Origin of the sequence: Janthinobacterium sp. HH106 (genome assembly GCF_001758725.1) — a bacterium.
Classification (GTDB): domain Bacteria; phylum Pseudomonadota; class Gammaproteobacteria; order Burkholderiales; family Burkholderiaceae_D; genus Janthinobacterium.
In genome coordinates, this window is sequence record NZ_LRIC01000048.1 from 186,812 (window position 1) to 202,254 (window position 15,443).

Here is a 15,443-nt window from a genome sequence, read left to right on the forward strand (position 1 = left end):
CAAGGAGTGTCTATGTTGCCGATCTTGACCTTTTCCCGCCGCCTTCTCGCCGCCATCGCCATGCTGTGCATGGCCATGCCCATGGCCCGGGCCGAAGGCCAGATCCGCATCGCGGGCCAGCACGGCATCACCTTCTTGCTGCTCAATATTGCGCAGGAACAAAAACTGATCGAAAAGCATGGCAAGCAGCAGGGCGTCGACGTGAAAGTCGAGTGGATCACCCTGTCCGGCGGCCCGGCCATCAATGACGCTTTGTTGTCGGGCAATATCGATATCGCGGGGGCGGGCCTGGGGCCGCTGCTGACCATCTGGGACCGCACGAAAGGCCGGCAGAACGTGCGCGGCGTGGCTTCGCTCGGTAATTTCCCCTACTATTTGATCAGCAACAACCCGAAGGTGAAAACCCTGGCCGACTTGACGGACAAGGACCGCATCGCCTTGCCGGCCGTCTCCGTTTCCGTCCAGGCCAGGATATTGCAGATGGCCGTGGCGAAGCAGTGGGGCGACAAGGAATTTGCCCGCCTGGATAAAATCACGCAAACCCTGCCGCACCCGGACGCGGCGGCGGCCATCATCGCCGGCGGCACGGAATTGAGCGGCCATTTCGGCAATTCGCCGTTCCAGGAGCAGGAACTGGCGCAGAATCCGAACGCCCATATCATCCTGAATTCGTATGACGTGCAGGGCGGACCCAGCTCGTCGACCTTGCTGTATGCGACGGAAAAGTACCGCAAGGACAATCCGAAGACGTACCGCGCCTTCATCGCCGCGCTGGCCGAAGCGGCGCAGTACGCGAGCAGCAATCGCCAAGGCGCGGCCGACATCTATATCAAGGTCAATAAAAGCAAGGTGGACCGTAATCTGCTGCTGAAAATCTTTGCCAATCCGCAAGTGCAATTCAAGATCGCGCCGCAAAATACCTATGGCCTGGCGCAATTCCTGCACCGTATAAGTGCCATCCGCAACCTGCCCGACAGCTGGCGCGATTACTTTTTTGACGACCCTGCCATCACGCAAGGAGGCTGACATGAACGCGCTTGCTTTTCACCTGGTACGCCCTCCGCTTGCGCTGGAGCCCTTGCTCAGCGTCAAACATGTCAGCCTGGAATACCGCACGGAACAGCGTACCGTGCGTGCCACGCATGACGTCAGTTTCGACGTGTTCCGCGGCGACCGTTTCGTGCTGCTGGGGCCATCGGGCTGCGGCAAGTCGTCCTTATTAAAGGCCGTGGCCGGCTTCATCGCGCCGCGCGCCGGCAGCATCGCCATGCAGGGCGTTCCTATCAGCAAGCCGGGGCCGGAGCGTGTCGTCGTGTTCCAGGAATTCGACCAGTTGCCGCCATGGAAGACCGTGCTGGAAAACGTCATGTTCCCCTTACTTGCCAGCAAGCGGCTGGACAAGCAGGCGGCCCGCGAGCGCGCCCATCACTGGATCGCCAAGGTGGGCCTGGCCGGCTTTGAAGATGCCCATCCGCATACCTTGTCGGGCGGCATGAAGCAGCGGGTAGCCATCGCGCGCGCCCTGGCCATGCAGCCGGAAGTGCTGCTGATGGACGAGCCGTTTGCCGCGCTCGATGCCTTGACGCGGCGCAAGATGCAGGAAGAGCTGAGCCGCCTGTGGGAAGAGCTGCGCTTTACCCTCGTCTTCGTCACGCATTCGATCGAAGAAGCGCTGGTGGTGGGCAACCGCATCCTGCTGCTGTCGCCCCATCCGGGCCGGGTGCGCGCCGAACTCAACAGCCATCAGTTCGGCCTGCACAGCGCGGGCAGTACGGAATTCCAGGCTGCCAGCCGCCGCATCCACGGCTTGCTGTTCGATGAGGAAGTGGTTCCTGTCCCGCAAGCAGTTACTGCGCAGCGGGAGGCCGTATGAGCGCGCTGCTGGAGCCGCCCATCCGCCAGGAATTCGTCTATGCGGCATCGCCGCCGGCCGGCGTCACCGTCGAGCGGCCATTGTCGCGCTGGCAGCGCTGGAGCCAGCACGCGCTGTGGCGCAAGGCTTTCATTTTGCTCAGTCTGGCCCTGCTGTGGGAAGGGGCGGCGCGCTGGACGCAGAACGATTTATTGCTGCCCAGCTTTATCCAGACGGCGCAGGCGTTTATCGGCGGCATCGCCAACGGTGAATTGCTCACGCGTACGGCCGCGTCCCTCGTCGTGTTGCTGCAAGGCTATGCGGTGGGCGTGTTGGCCGCCTTCGTGCTGACCTTGCTGGCCGTGTCGAGCCGCATCGGGCGTGACGTTCTGGAAACCCTGACGGCCATGCTCAATCCCTTGCCTGCGATCGCCCTGCTGCCGCTGGCCCTGCTGTGGTTCGGCCTGGGACGCGCCAGTTTGATCTTCGTCATCGTCCATTCCGTGATGTGGCCGCTGGCCCTGAACACGTATGCGGGCTTCCAGGGCGTGCCAGAGACCCTGCGCATGGCGGGCCGCAACTACGGCTTGAACGGCTTGCGGCTGGTGCTGCACATCCTCGTGCCGGGCGCCTTGCCGTCCATCGTCTCGGGTTTGAAGATAGGCTGGGCGTTCGCCTGGCGCACCCTGATCGCGGCCGAGCTGGTATTCGGCACCACGTCGGGGCAGGGCGGCCTGGGCTGGTACATCTTCCAGAACCGCAACGAGCTGTACACGGACAAGGTGTTTGCGGGCCTGGCGGCCGTCATCGTCATCGGTTTAATCGTGGAAAACATCGGTTTTCGCACCTTGGAGCGCGTCACCTTGAAACGCTGGGGCATGCAGCGATAATTATCTCAGCATGGTGCGCGCCGCCGCAATGATGTGCCGCGACAGCTGCTCCATGCGCGGCGACTGCACCTTCCACGTGTGCCAGTACAGGGCCACGTCCGCAGGTGTCTTGGGCGTGAGCATTTCCACGAGTTCCCCATCCGTGTTCGCCTTCAATAGCAATTCCGGCACCATGCCGTAGCCGAGGCCGTAGCGGATGGCGTTGAAGTGCGAGGTGGCGCCCGGCACGTAATGGCAGGGGTAGGCGCCTTCGGGCAAGCCCAGCGCCTCTAGCAGGAACGACGACTGCAGGGTGTCCTTGCGCGTGTAGGCGACGACGGGCGCCGTGCGCGCCGCCTTGCGCGTCAGCCCGTGCGCAAACCACTGCTGGCGGAACGCTTGTGTGGCCACCAGCCAGTAGCGCATCACGCCCAGCGGCTCGGCCGTGCAGCCGCGCATGGGTTTGGCTTCCGTGCTGATGCAGCCGATGGCCATGCCCGTTTCCAGCAAGGTATACGTGTGGTCCTGGTCTTCCACGGTCAGGTCCAGCAGCACGCGTTCGCGTATCAACACCTCGGACAGGGCCGGGAAGAACCACGTGCCCATCGAATCCGCGTTCAGCGCCAGCACCAGGGTCAGCGGGGCATCCTGCTGCACCGCCAGTTCCGCCTGCAAATCCGCTTCCAGCAGCTTGGCCCGCTTCAGATACTGCATCAGCCGCTGGCCCATGCGCGTGGCGCGCGCGGGACGGCTGCGCACGATCAGCGCATTGCCGAGCTGGCTTTCCAGCGCCCGCACCCGCTGCGAAATGGCCGGCGACGTCAGGTGCAGCCGCAGCGCCGCCTGTTCGAAACTGCCCGTTTCGACGACGGCGCGGAACGCTTCCGTGTGCTTGGGATTGAGATCCATGACCGCTGCCTTACATAAGAAAAATTTATCAATACTAAATAATACTTACTTTTCATAAGGATGGGTGTGTTGCAGTGCACAATGCCTCTTTGATGGAGTGCCGCGTACGCGTATGCAGCGCGGCCTCCTGGCAGCAAGGGAATCACCTCATGGAAGCACAAGCGCAAGATACAAAGCCCCGCAAGCCGTCATCGAAACTGGCGCGCAATCTGAAATTCGGCCTGGGATTGACCCTGGGCCTGGGCTTGTCCGCAGCGCTGGCGGGCGGCTGGTGGCTGCGCCAGGCATGGCAGGACTTGCCGCCCGTCGAGCACCTGGCCCAGTACAAGCCCGCGCTGCCGCTGCGTATTTTTTCCAGCGAAGGCGAGCTGCTGGCCGAGTACGGTGAAGAGCGCCGCGAATTCCTGCCCCTGAAGGAGATCCCGCTGCGCATGCGCCAGGCCTTGCTGGCCATCGAGGATGCGCGCTTCTACGAGCATGGCGCCGTCGACTTTTACGGCTTGACGCGCGCGACCCTGGCCAACGTCGTCACGGGACACCATGCGCAGGGCGCCAGCACCATCACCATGCAGGTGGCGCGCGACTTTTTCCTGTCGCGCGAAAAGACCGTGCAGCGCAAGCTGACGGAGATGCTGCTCGCCTACAAGCTGGAACAGCACTACGGCAAGGACAAGCTGCTGGAACTGTACATGAACCAGATTTATCTGGGCGAGCGCTCCTACGGCTTTTCCGCCGCCTCGAACATCTATTTCGACAAGCCGCTGGCCGACGTCAGCATCGCCGAAGCGGCCATGCTGGCCGGCCTGCCGAAAGCGCCGTCGGCGTATAACCCCGTCGCCAATCCGCAGCGCGCCACCGTGCGCCAGCATTACATCCTGCAGCGCATGCGCGAACTCGGCTACATCACGCCGGCCGAATACGACGCGGCCGTGGCGGAAAAACTGGCCCTGAACAAGGACCGCAACAGCTCCGTGCACGCGGCCGCGTATGCGGTCGAGGAAGCGCGTCAGCTGATCGTGCAAAGCTACCCCGAAGGCGCCTACAGCATGGGCCTGGACGTGACCACCACCATCCGCATGGCGCCGCAGCGGGCGGCCGACAAGTCGCTGCGCGATGGGCTATTGAATGCGCAGGCGCGGCGCGGCTATCGCGGCCCGGAAGCGCGCCTGGCCCCCTCCGCAGACAGCGTGGCGCGCCAGCTGGCCGCCTACCCCGACAGCGGAGAGGTGCGCGCCGCCCTGGTGCGCAAGGTCGAGACGAGCGGCAAGCGCCAGCTGACGGCGCAGCTGCGCAATGGCGACGAGATCGTGCTGACGGCATCGGACGCGCGCCTGGGCGGCAAGCTGCCGCTCGACGGCAAGCGCGCCATCGTGGAAAACAGCGTCATCCGCGTGGTGCACGACGCGGCGAAAAAGCGCTGGCTCGTGAGCCAGCTGCCCGAGATGGAAGGCGCGCTCATTTCCGTCGAGGCGCACAGCGGCGAAATCGTCGCCATGGCGGGCGGCTTCGATTTTTACCGCAACCACTACAACCACGCCATGCAAGCCTACCGCCAGCCCGGTTCCAGCTTCAAGCCCTTCGTGTATTCGGCGGCGCTGGAAAAGGGCTATTTTCCCGGCACGGCCGTGGACGATACGCAGCGCCTGCTGCTGCCGCGGGAAACGGGTGCGCAGCCGTGGCGTCCGCGCAATTACGGCAACAACTATGAAGGCTTCATCAGCGTGCGGCGCGGTCTCGTGCGCTCGAAAAACCTCGTCGCCGTCAGTCTGATGCAGGCGGCCGGCCCCGGCTACGTGCAGCACTACGCCACGCGCTTCGGTTTCGAGGGCGCACGCAATCCCGTCTCGCTGCCGCTGGCGCTGGGCGCGGGCGCCGTCACGCCGCTGCAGCTGGCGCAGTCGTATGCCGTGTTCGCCAACGGCGGCGTGCAGATGCCGCCAAAGCTGATCAAGGAAGTGCGCAGCCGCAGCGGCGCGGTGCTGTTTTCCGACGCGGCGCCGCGCGCCAAGGGCGAGCCGGCACCGGGCACGCAGGTGATCTCCACGCGCAATGCCTACGTCATGGACAGCATGCTGCGCGACGTCGTCAAGAGCGGCACGGGACGCGGCGCGCTGGCGCTGGGACGCGGCGACGCGGCCGGCAAGACGGGCACTTCGAACAATGCGTATGACGCCTGGTTCGCCGGCTATTCCTCGGGCCTGGTGTCCGTCGTCTGGCTAGGCTACGACCAGCCCAAGAGCCTGGGCAATGCCACGGGCGGCACGCTGGCGCTGCCCGTCTGGCGCGATTACATGCAGGTAGCCGTGCAGGGCCGCCGCGAGCAGGTGCTGGCCGAACCGCCTGGCCTGGCCCTGCTCGACGGCGACTATGTGTATGCCGAATACCTGGCCGGCGACTGCCTGAAGGATAACTTCGCTTTTATCCACAGCAGCGTCGGCTGCGGCAGCGGCGCTGCCGATACGCGCATGGCGCACGGTGACGCTGGCGCCGGCGGCGCTGGCGGCTCCGGCACGGGCACGAGCGAGGCGCGCACCCTGAGCGAAGCGCGCGAACGCGAACAAATTCTCAAATCATTTTCGGAAGAGTAAGACCATGCTGCTATATACGATTTACCTGGTGGCGATTGTCGCCGAAGCGATGTCCGGCGCCATCATGGGCATGCGGCGCGGCATGGATTTGTTCGGCATCTGCATGATCGGCACCGTCACGGCGCTCGGTGGCGGCACCGTGCGCGACGTGCTGCTGGGGCACTATCCGCTGGGCTGGATCGCGCATCCCGAATACCTGCTGTTTACCATCGGCGCGGCCATTGTGACGGCCTTTGTCGCGCGCTATCTGCATCATCTGCGCGCCATCTTTTTGCTGGTCGACGGCCTGGGCCTGGTGGCGTTTTGCGTGATCGGCTGCGACATCGCCATGTCGGCCAAGATGCATCCGGCCATCGTCGTGCTGGCGGGGATGATCACGGGCGTCTTCGGCGGCCTGCTGCGCGATATCCTGTGCAACCAGATTCCCCTCGTGCTGCAGCGCGAAGTGTATGCCACCGTGGCCCTGTTTACGGGCGCCCTGTATGTCGGCCTGCTGCACTTCAAGGTCGACAGCTCCGTGGCGCAGCTGTCGTCCATCGGCGCGGGCTTTCTGTTCCGCTTCCTGGCCTTGCACTTCGAGTGGCGCCTGCCGAATTTCAACGGCGACCGGATCCGGGGATTCGAATAGCGGCGGCGCCGTCGGGCATATCGTTAAATACCGCCCATGCAGATGTATTTGATGACCAGGTAATCGTCGATCCCGTACGACGATCCCTCCCGGCCCAGGCCCGACTGCTTGACGCCGCCGAACGGCGCCACTTCCGTCGAGATCAGCCCCGTGTTCGCGCCCACCATGCCGGACTCCAGGCCTTCGGCGACCTTCCAGATGCGGCCGATGTCGCGCGAATAGAAATAGGACGCCAGGCCGAATTCCGTGTTGTTGGCCAGGGCGATGACTTCCTCGTCCGTCTTGAAGCGGAACAGGGGCGCCAGCGGCCCGAACGTCTCTTCGCTGGCCACCAGCATGTCGCTCGTCACGTCGGCGATCACGGTGGGCTGGAAGAAGTTGTGGCCCAGCGTATGGCGCTTGCCGCCCAGTAGCAGGCGCCCGCCCTTGGCCAGTGCGTCGGCCACGTGCTGCTCCACTTTTTTTACGGCCTTTTCCTCGATCAGCGGACCCTGCGTGACGCCTTCGTCGGCGCCGTTGCCCACCTTGAGTTTTTGCACGGCCGCCACCAGCTTTTGCGCGAAGGCCTCGTACACGCCATCCTGCACGTACAGGCGGTTGGCGCACACGCAGGTCTGGCCCGCGTTGCGGTATTTCGAGGCGATGGCGCCTTCCACTGCCGCATCCAGGTCGGCGTCGTCGAAGACGATGAACGGCGCATTGCCGCCCAGTTCCAGCGACAGCTTTTTGATCGTCGGCGCGCACTGGCGCATCAGCATGCGGCCCACTTCCGTCGATCCCGTGAAACTGAGCTTGCGCACGAGGGGATTGGACGTCATCTCATCGCCGATCTCCTGCGACGAGCCGGTGATGACATTGAACACGCCCGCAGGCACACCCGCGCGTTCGGCCAGCACGGCCAGCGCCAGCGCGGAAAACGGCGTCATGCCGGCCGGCTTGACGAGCATAGGGCAGCCGGCCGCCAGCGCCGGTCCTGCCTTGCGCGTGATCATCGCGGCGGGGAAGTTCCAGGGGGTGATGGCGGCGCACACGCCGATCGGCTCCTTCGTCACGACGATGCGCCGGTCCGGCCACGGCGACTGCAGGGTATCGCCCGCGACGCGCTTGCCTTCTTCGGCGAACCATTCGATGAAGGAGGCGGCGTATTGCACTTCGCCTTTGGCTTCGAGCAAGGGCTTGCCCTGTTCCGCCGTCATGATCAGCGCCAGGTCGTCCGCGTTTTCCAGTATCAGGTCATTCCAGCGGCGCAGCACGGCTGCGCGTTCCTTGGCCGTCTTCTTGCGCCAGGCGGGCCAGGCGGCGTTGGCAGCGCTGATGGCGTTCCTTGTCTCCTGCGTTCCCATCACGGGCACATGGCCGATCACTTCACCCGTGGCGGGATTGCGGACGTCGGCGTGCTTGCCGCCGTCGGCATCGAGCCATAGTCCGTTCAGGTAGCATTGCTGGCGTAGCAGCGTGGGGTCTTTCAGTGTGAGCATGGCAGACTTTCAGCAGTGGTTGCGTGATCGTCCATGGTAGTCCTTTTTGCCGGGCGCACGATTGCGTCCCATGTGCGGCGTTTGGCCTTCAAAAATAGTTGACCATTTTTAACCCCGTTTCGCCGCGCATGCCGTTTCATGGTCATTACCCCAATCAACCGGAGCAGAAGCGATGTCCAGCGCCCACAAGATCATATTGATGCTGTCCCTGCTGCTGTCGGCAGGCAGCCATGCCGCCGGCACGGCGCCGCGCAAGACTCTGGCGCCGTTCGCCAGCGAGCAGGCCTTGAGCAGCTACCTGCAGCAACTGCAGGCGCGCCAGGCGGCCTTGCTGCGGGAGCAGCAGAAACTGCAGCGCGCCACGGCGCAGTCCATGTCGGCGCCGCCCGCGCCGCCGCCAGCGCCAGCGCCGATGGTGGCGAAAGCGGCGCCGGCGGCGTCGGCAGAGGCGGCCGAATCGGTCACCAATGTGCAGACGGCGGGCGTGGACGAAGGCGGCATCGTCAAGCTGCACGGCAAGCACCTGGTGATGCTCCGGCGCGGCAAGCTGTTCACCGTGCAGGTGGGCGGCAATGCCCTGCAGCCCGTGGCGGCGCTCGACGCGTTCGCGCCGGGCAGCGACCCGTCGGGCAGCTGGTATGACGAGATGCTGATCGATGGCGACACGGTCGTGGTGATCGGCTACAGCTACAGCCGTGGCGGCACGGAGATCGGCCTGTTCGACATCGGTGCGGATGGCAAGCTGGCGTATCGCGCCACGTATCATTTGCGCTCCAACGATTATTATTCGTCGCGCAATTACGCCAGCCGCCTGATCGGCGGCAAGCTGGTATTCTATTCGCCCCTGTCGCTGAACCTGCGCCGGGGCGACCCGTTTGGCGGCTTTCCCGCGCTGCGCCGCTGGCGTCCCGACGCCGTACCGTCCGACTTCAAGCGCATCGCGCCGGCCACGCGCATTTACCGCACCGATGAAGAGCCCGAACCGGGCTTTGGTCTGACCCTGCATACGGTCACCGTGTGCGACCTGGCGCAGCGCGACATGCGCTGCGAAGCGACGGCCGTGATGGGGCCGCAGGGGCGCGTGTTTTATGTGTCGGGCGAATCTGTTTTCGTGTGGACGACGCGCCGGGGCAGCGATTCGGGCGTGTTCCGCATTCCCCTCGACGGCTCGGCGCCCAGCGCCCTGAAGGTGGCTGGCGCGCCCGTCGACCAGTTCTCGTTCCTCGAAAGCGGCGACGGCCACCTGAACGTCCTGCTGCGCGCCGAGGGCCAGGGCGACGCGATGTGGGATGGCACGCGGGGGCGCGGCGACATGGCCCTGCTGCGCGTGCCATTGGCGTCGTTTTCCGATGGCCGCGACAGTGCGCCGGCCGGCAGCTACCGGCCGCTGCCCGGCGGTGGCGGCTACGCCTTGCAGAACCGCTATGTGGGACCCTATCTGTTGTACGGCAATCCCGGCAATGCAGGACGCCGCAAGGCCGACCAGGCCTGGCCGCGCCAGCCCCTGTATGCACTGCGCTGGGCCGATGCGGGCAGCGTGCAAGCCTTGTCGCTGCCGCACGGCGTGGAGCGCATCGAGGCGATGGGCAATGACGCCGTGGTGATCGGCGCGCAGGGCAGGGATCTGCACTTCAGCACCATCGGCCCGGGAGCGCAGGCGGCGGTCGCCACGCGCTACATCCGCGCCGATGCGGCGCAGGGCGAGTCGCGCAGCCACGGCTTTTTCTACAAGCCGCAAGCGGCCGGCGAGGGCATGATCGGCCTGCCCATCCTGGGCGCGGACGAACGGCCTGGCCTCAACAAGTCAGCCGCCTCCGTCCTGTACCTGCGCAACAGCGGCCTGCAATTGAGTGAACTGGGCGCGCTGGCGGCGCGGCCCGGCCCGGCACCGGACGACGGCTGCCGCGCGTCGTGCGTGGACTGGTACGGCAATGCGCGTCCTTTGTTCCTGCAGGGCCGCGTCTTCGCCTTGCTCGGCTATGAACTGGTGGAAGGGGCGCTCAAGGAGGGACAGATCCGCGAAGTGCGCCGCGTCAGCTATGCGCCCAATGCCTCCTCTTTGCGCTGAAGGCGCAGGGAAATTGTCGCTGCCGCGTAGTTCGGCTACACTGGTCCGCATGCCCGACACTTTATTGACCGCGACGGATGAAGACCTGATGCTGCGCTACAGCGCCGGCGACCTGCCGTCGTTTCGCGAGCTGTACCGGCGCCACAGCCATGGCCTGTACCGCTTCGTGGCCTGGCGTTCGCCGCGCCGCGCGTGGGTGGACGAGATCGTGCAGGATGCGTGGGCCAGCCTGCATGCGGCGCGCGCCGGCTACCAGCCGCAGGCGGCGTTTCGCACCTATCTGTACCAGATCGCGCGCAACCGCCTGATCGACCTCCTGCGCCAGCGGGAAGGACAGGACCACGGCGAGGCAGGCGAACTGGCGGACGAGGGCGCCTCGCCGCCGCAGTCGCTGGAGCAGAAACAGCAGCACGCGCGGCTGCATGCGGCCATCGCCGCGCTGCCGGCGGAACAGAAGGAAGCGCTGGTGCTGCAGCAGTTCAGCGGCATGAGCATCCTCGAGATCGCCGCGGTGACGGGGGCGGAAGCGGAAACCGTCAAGAGCCGGCTGCGCTACGCCATGCAGAAATTGCGCGCGGGCTTGGACAGCGCCGCTGGCGCGGGAGGACAGGCATGAATACGCACAATCACGACGAACCGAATGACGAGGAATTGACCGCGCTGCTGGCCAGCCTGCCGCAGCCGGCGCCTTCCAGCGCGCTCGATGCGGCCATCCTGGCCGACGCGGAAAAAGCCTTGCACCAGCCGGCAGCGGCCAATGACAGCGCCGATGGCGTGCTGCGCACTCTGCCGGCCAAGAAATCACCGGACTACCTGCAGCGCTGGCGCGTTCCGCTGGGGCTGGCCGCTGCCGTGCTGCTGACGGTAAACCTGATCGGCGTGGACTGGTTCGGATCGAAGCCGGCGCAGTTTCCCGTGGTCGGGGAACCGGTCACGCAGGAGGTGATGCGGGAAGCCGCACCGGCCGCTGCACCTGCGATTGAGTCCGCGCCACCGCCGCCGGCACCGCGCGCCATGGCCAAGGCGGCACCGAGGCCGCCGGTGCAGGCCGAGCCGGTAGCAGCCGTGCCGTCAGCACCTCCGCTGGCGGCGACCGTACCCGTGGCTCCTCCTGCGCCGCCACCACCACCGGCGCCTGCTGCGGCAATCGAGCAGCAAGCCGCCATGCAGGCCGAGGCCAGCCTGCAGCGTCAGGCGCCGGTGCAGCGCGCGCTGGCCATGCCCGCTCCCGTGGCGGCCCGCTCCGCGCCGCTGCCGCCGCCCGCAAAGCTCGACGCTGGCGTGTGGCTGGTGAAGATCGACGCCCTGCTCAAGGCGGGCGAGGGTGCCCTGGCGCACGAGGAGTGGACGGCGTTCCGGCAGGCGTATCCCGACTATCCGGTGGCCGAGGAGCTGCGGCAGCGGCTGGAAAAAATACCGAAGTAGCGCGTTACACGATCCCCTTCCTGCGCTCCCACACGGCGCTGCCGACGAAAATGGCGCAGCACACCCACATCACGGCCGGCAAGGCGTTTACGCCCGCCGATTGCATCAGGACGCCCGTCAGCAGGGGACCGCCGCCGCTCGTGATACCCCAGGTGGCGTTGACGATGGCGCTGGCGCTGGTCAGCGACAGCCCCGTGAAACGCTCGCCGCAGGCCACCAGCGCCAGCATGTAGATGCCGCCCGCCGCCGCGCCCAGCAACAGCAGCAAGGTCCACCACAGCCATGGCGTGCCGACGGCAAACGGCAGCAGCGGCAGCAGCAGGCAGACGGCCACGCCGCAGCCCGCGTGCACCCTGGCGCGGCCGAAGCGGTCGGCCATCCAGCCCAGCGCGAATTGCAGGCCCGTGTCGCCCACCAGCACCACGGTGGCCGACAGCAGGGCCAGGTCCGTGCCGATGCCGTGCTCCATCGCATACAGGGGCAGGAGACTCAATGCCAGCGTGTCGAACAGGGCGAAGAAGGCGGCACCGAGCACGATCATCGGCATGCGCGGCAGGATCAGGGTCCATTTCACGCCATGTTCTTGCGGCTCCTTTTCCGGGCCGCTGTTCGAGATCAGCATCAGGCCCGGCACGGTCAGCAGAAACAGCAGGCCGCAGGCGGCGAAGCTCCACGCAATCTTGTCGTTGAAGAGGGCCACGAGGGCGGGGCCGATCAGCTGGAAGAAGGTAAAACTGGTGGTGTACATGGCCACTACGCGGCCGCGCGAATTGTCGGGCGCCAGGCGGTTGACCCACGCTTCGCCGATGGTAAACAGCACGCCCATGGCGCCGCCGAACAGGAAACGCAGCACGCACCACGCCAGCAGGTGGTCGCTGAACTGCATGGCGATCGTCGCCAGCGAGGCCACCCAGACGGCGCCCAGCATGGTGGCGCGCGCGCCGAAACGCCCCACCCAGCCCGAGACGAACGGCGAGGCGGCCAGGATGCCGAGGGCGCTGACGGCCGTGATCATGCCGATGATGTCCGTGCCCACGCCGCGCTGGTGCAGGGTCAGGGCGGTGAGCGGCATGGTGGCGCCCAGGCCCAGGCCGACCACGCCGATGCTGACCACGAGGGCGAAGAAGTCGCGCCATGGCATGGTCTTCATGGCTGCCCCCGCAAGGGATAAAAGGTGTTCGGAATGGCGGGAAAACGGTGTGGAAGCATGGGAAAGTAGGCAACTGTGCCTGCGGCGCTGGTGTTTGGCGCCGGACGGGCATATGATGATTTTAATAAAGGCAATATTGCAAAGCCGTAGTGTAGGCGATGTGCGCCGCCAGTGGCCACGTCCATCGGTGTGGCCGACTCTACCGGCTCTGCTGTACAGTGAAGCGAGCGGCAGCGCTGTCATGGCGCTGTCATTGGATCGTCACGCCAGCGAGGTAGCACCATGCGCCGTCCCATCGTTCTCGTTCCCGCCTGCCAGCGCCAGCTGGGCAGCCACGCCTGGCACATGGCGCAGGACAAATACCTGCACGCCGTGCTGCGCGGCGCCGGCTGCATGCCGCTGCTGCTGCCCGCCTTGGGCGCCGATGCCGACCTGGAAGCGGCGCTGCGGATCGCCGACGGCGTCATGCTGACCGGTTCCGCCTCGAACGTCGATGCGCGCCTGTATGGCGAAGAGATTCTCCACCCCGACCTGCCGCAGGACCCTGCGCGCGACGCCACCACCTTGCCCCTGATCCGCGCCGCGCTTGCGCTCCAGTTGCCGCTGCTGGCCATCTGCCGTGGCTTCCAGGAAGTCAACGTGGCCCTGGGCGGCAGCCTGCACCAGGCCGTGCAGGCGGTGCCGGGAATGCAGGACCACCGCGAGAACGTGCTCGATCCGCTGGCGCGCCAGTATGCGCCCGCGCACCGCATCAAGCTGATGCCCGACGGCGTGCTGTCACGGTTGCTGGGCGGCGAGAGCGAAATGATGGTCAATTCCCTGCATGGCCAGGGCATCGCCCGGCTGGCCGATGGCTTGCTGGTGGAAGCGCTGGCCGACGATGGCCTGGTGGAAGCGTACACGGTGGCCAGCGCCGCCGGCTTTGCGCTGGCCGTGCAATGGCACCCGGAATGGCAGGTCGAGGACAATCCGCAGTCCATGCGGCTGTTCGGCGCCTTCGGCCAGGCTTGCCGCGACTACCAGGAGCAGCACAGAAAGACAGAATGACAGGCGCACCGCACGAGTAGCACGCGGTGTTTGATCAAGACCAGCGAGAGGGAAACATGGCAATACGCGAAAATTTCACTTATACGGATATGGATTTGTGGCTCAATGAAAAGCGCGTCACGGAAATCGAATGCCTGGTACCCGACTTGACGGGCGTGGCGCGGGGGAAGATCCTGCCGCGCGGGAAATTCACCCAGGAACGCGGCATGCGCATCCCGGAAGCGGTACTGGGCATGACGGTGACGGGCAATTACCCGGTCGACGATGGCGGCTACGACCGCGCCATTTCCAGCACCGACCGCGACATGATTTTAAAGGCCGATCCCACCACCATCACCATGGTGCCGTGGGCTACGGACCCCACCGCGCAAGTCATCCACGACTGCTATTTTGCCGATGGCGCGCTGGTCGATTTTGCTCCCCGCTCCGTGCTGCGGCGCGTGCTGAAACTGTATGCGGACAAGGGCTGGAAGCCCGTGGTGGCGCCGGAGCTGGAGTTCTACCTGACGGCGAAAAACACGGACCCCGATTTGCCATTGAAACCGCCCATCGGGCGCAGCGGCCGGGCCGAGACGAGCCGCCAGGTGTACAGCATCGACGCCGTCAACGAATTCGATCCGCTGTTCGAGGATATCTACGATTATTGCGAACTGATGAACCTTGACGTCGATACGCTGATCCACGAAATCGGCGCGGGTCAGATGGAAATCAACTTCCTGCACGGCGATCCGCTGGGCCTAGCCGACAAGGTCTTCTTCTTCAAGCGCACCTTGCGCGAAGCGGCGTTAAAACACGATATGTACGCCACCTTCATGGCCAAGCCCATGGCGGGCGAGCCGGGTTCCGCCATGCACGTGCACCAGAGCGTCGTCGATGCGAAGACGGGCCTGAACATCTTCAGCAACGAGGACGGTTCGGCCGCGCCCATCTTCAAGCATTACATCGCGGGCCTGCAGCGCTACATGCCGTCGGCCATGGCCATCGTCGCACCCTACGTGAATTCCTACCGCCGCATCGTGCGCCACACGGCCGCGCCGATCAACATCCAGTGGGGCCTGGACAACCGCACGGTGGGCTTCCGCGTGCCAGAGTCGGGCGTGCAGGACCGCCGCGTGGAAAACCGCATCATCGGCGCCGACGCGAATCCCTACCTGGCCCTGGCCGTCACCCTGGCCTGCGGCTATCTCGGCATGACGGAACAGCTGGAAGCGACGCCGATGATGGTGGGCAGCGCCTACGACATGAAATTCGAGCTGCCGCAAGGCTTGCCCGAGGCCCTGCAGCTGCTGCGCGCGGAAGACAAGCTGCGCACGGTGCTGGGCGAGCGCTTCATCGACGTGTATGCGGCCATCAAGGACCTGGAGCACCAGGAATTCATGACCGTCATCAGTCCGTGGGAGCGCGAACACCTGTTATTACACGTTTAAAA

General features: G+C 65.5%; 13 protein-coding genes. 10 read left to right on the top strand and 3 right to left on the bottom strand.

Translation table 11 applies throughout. The features are described from left to right. The first annotated feature begins 60 nt into the window (after positions 1 to 60). Genes JAB8_RS18390 through JAB8_RS18400 form a run of 3 tightly spaced genes read left to right on the top strand, consistent with a single transcriptional unit; the run spans position 61 to position 2,742 of the window. Entirely contained in the window at positions 61 to 1,026 is a 966-nt protein-coding gene (locus JAB8_RS18390; protein ID WP_240453677.1) for an ABC transporter substrate-binding protein, read from the top strand. A 1-nt stretch (position 1,027) separates the two neighbouring features. Continuing rightward, positions 1,028 to 1,873, top strand: a complete 846-nt coding sequence (locus tag JAB8_RS18395; protein ID WP_070290882.1) for an ABC transporter ATP-binding protein — start codon at positions 1,028 to 1,030, stop codon at positions 1,871 to 1,873. After that, positions 1,870 to 2,742, top strand: coding sequence for an ABC transporter permease (locus JAB8_RS18400; RefSeq protein WP_070290883.1), 873 nt, complete (start codon positions 1,870 to 1,872; stop codon positions 2,740 to 2,742). Before JAB8_RS18395 ends, JAB8_RS18400 begins: the two co-directional genes overlap by 4 nt. Here JAB8_RS18400 and JAB8_RS18405 read toward each other — a convergent pair whose 3' ends face one another. Beyond that, on the bottom strand, positions 2,743 to 3,630 hold the full coding sequence (locus JAB8_RS18405; protein ID WP_070290884.1) for an HTH-type transcriptional regulator ArgP: 888 nt from the start codon (positions 3,628 to 3,630) through the stop codon (positions 2,743 to 2,745). It abuts the gene before it with no gap. A 149-nt stretch (positions 3,631 to 3,779) separates the two neighbouring features. Here JAB8_RS18405 and JAB8_RS18410 point away from each other — a divergent pair, with 149 nt between their 5' ends. Both JAB8_RS18410 and JAB8_RS18415 read left to right on the top strand, forming a co-directional pair. Further along, the gene (locus tag JAB8_RS18410) at positions 3,780 to 6,218 is read left to right on the top strand and encodes a PBP1A family penicillin-binding protein (protein ID WP_070290885.1); all 2,439 of its coding nucleotides are present in this window, start codon (positions 3,780 to 3,782) and stop codon (positions 6,216 to 6,218) included. A 4-nt stretch (positions 6,219 to 6,222) separates the two neighbouring features. Beyond that, positions 6,223 to 6,846 carry a trimeric intracellular cation channel family protein gene (locus tag JAB8_RS18415; RefSeq protein WP_070220436.1) on the top strand — a complete coding sequence of 208 codons (624 nt, stop codon included), beginning with the start codon at positions 6,223 to 6,225 and terminating at the stop codon, positions 6,844 to 6,846. 23 nt (positions 6,847 to 6,869) lie between these two features. Here JAB8_RS18415 and gabD read toward each other — a convergent pair whose 3' ends face one another. Then, the gene (gene gabD / locus JAB8_RS18420) at positions 6,870 to 8,324 is read right to left on the bottom strand and encodes an NADP-dependent succinate-semialdehyde dehydrogenase (protein ID WP_070290886.1); all 1,455 of its coding nucleotides are present in this window, start codon (positions 8,322 to 8,324) and stop codon (positions 6,870 to 6,872) included. 172 nt (positions 8,325 to 8,496) lie between these two features. On the opposite strand from gabD, the gene JAB8_RS18425 reads away from it, so the two are divergent. The 3 genes from JAB8_RS18425 to JAB8_RS18435 are packed head-to-tail and all read left to right on the top strand — an operon-like array spanning position 8,497 to position 11,817. Then, entirely contained in the window at positions 8,497 to 10,392 is a 1,896-nt protein-coding gene (locus JAB8_RS18425; protein WP_070290887.1) for a beta-propeller domain-containing protein, read from the top strand. Positions 10,393 to 10,441: 49 nt separating this feature from the next. Further along, positions 10,442 to 11,008 carry a sigma-70 family RNA polymerase sigma factor gene (locus JAB8_RS18430; protein WP_070290888.1) on the top strand — a complete coding sequence of 189 codons (567 nt, stop codon included), beginning with the start codon at positions 10,442 to 10,444 and terminating at the stop codon, positions 11,006 to 11,008. Next, positions 11,005 to 11,817 carry a hypothetical protein gene (locus JAB8_RS18435; RefSeq protein WP_070290889.1) on the top strand — a complete coding sequence of 271 codons (813 nt, stop codon included), beginning with the start codon at positions 11,005 to 11,007 and terminating at the stop codon, positions 11,815 to 11,817. Before JAB8_RS18430 ends, JAB8_RS18435 begins: the two co-directional genes overlap by 4 nt. Positions 11,818 to 11,821: 4 nt before the next feature. Here JAB8_RS18435 and JAB8_RS18440 read toward each other — a convergent pair whose 3' ends face one another. Continuing rightward, entirely contained in the window at positions 11,822 to 12,967 is a 1,146-nt protein-coding gene (locus JAB8_RS18440; protein WP_070290890.1) for an MFS transporter, read from the bottom strand. Between the two features lie 282 nt (positions 12,968 to 13,249). Between JAB8_RS18440 and JAB8_RS18445 the strand changes: the two genes are divergently transcribed. Then, positions 13,250 to 14,014, top strand: coding sequence for a gamma-glutamyl-gamma-aminobutyrate hydrolase family protein (locus JAB8_RS18445; protein WP_070290891.1), 765 nt, complete (start codon positions 13,250 to 13,252; stop codon positions 14,012 to 14,014). 56 nt (positions 14,015 to 14,070) lie between these two features. Next, entirely contained in the window at positions 14,071 to 15,441 is a 1,371-nt protein-coding gene (locus tag JAB8_RS18450; protein ID WP_035822563.1) for a glutamine synthetase family protein, read from the top strand. Positions 15,442 to 15,443 lie beyond the last annotated feature (2 nt).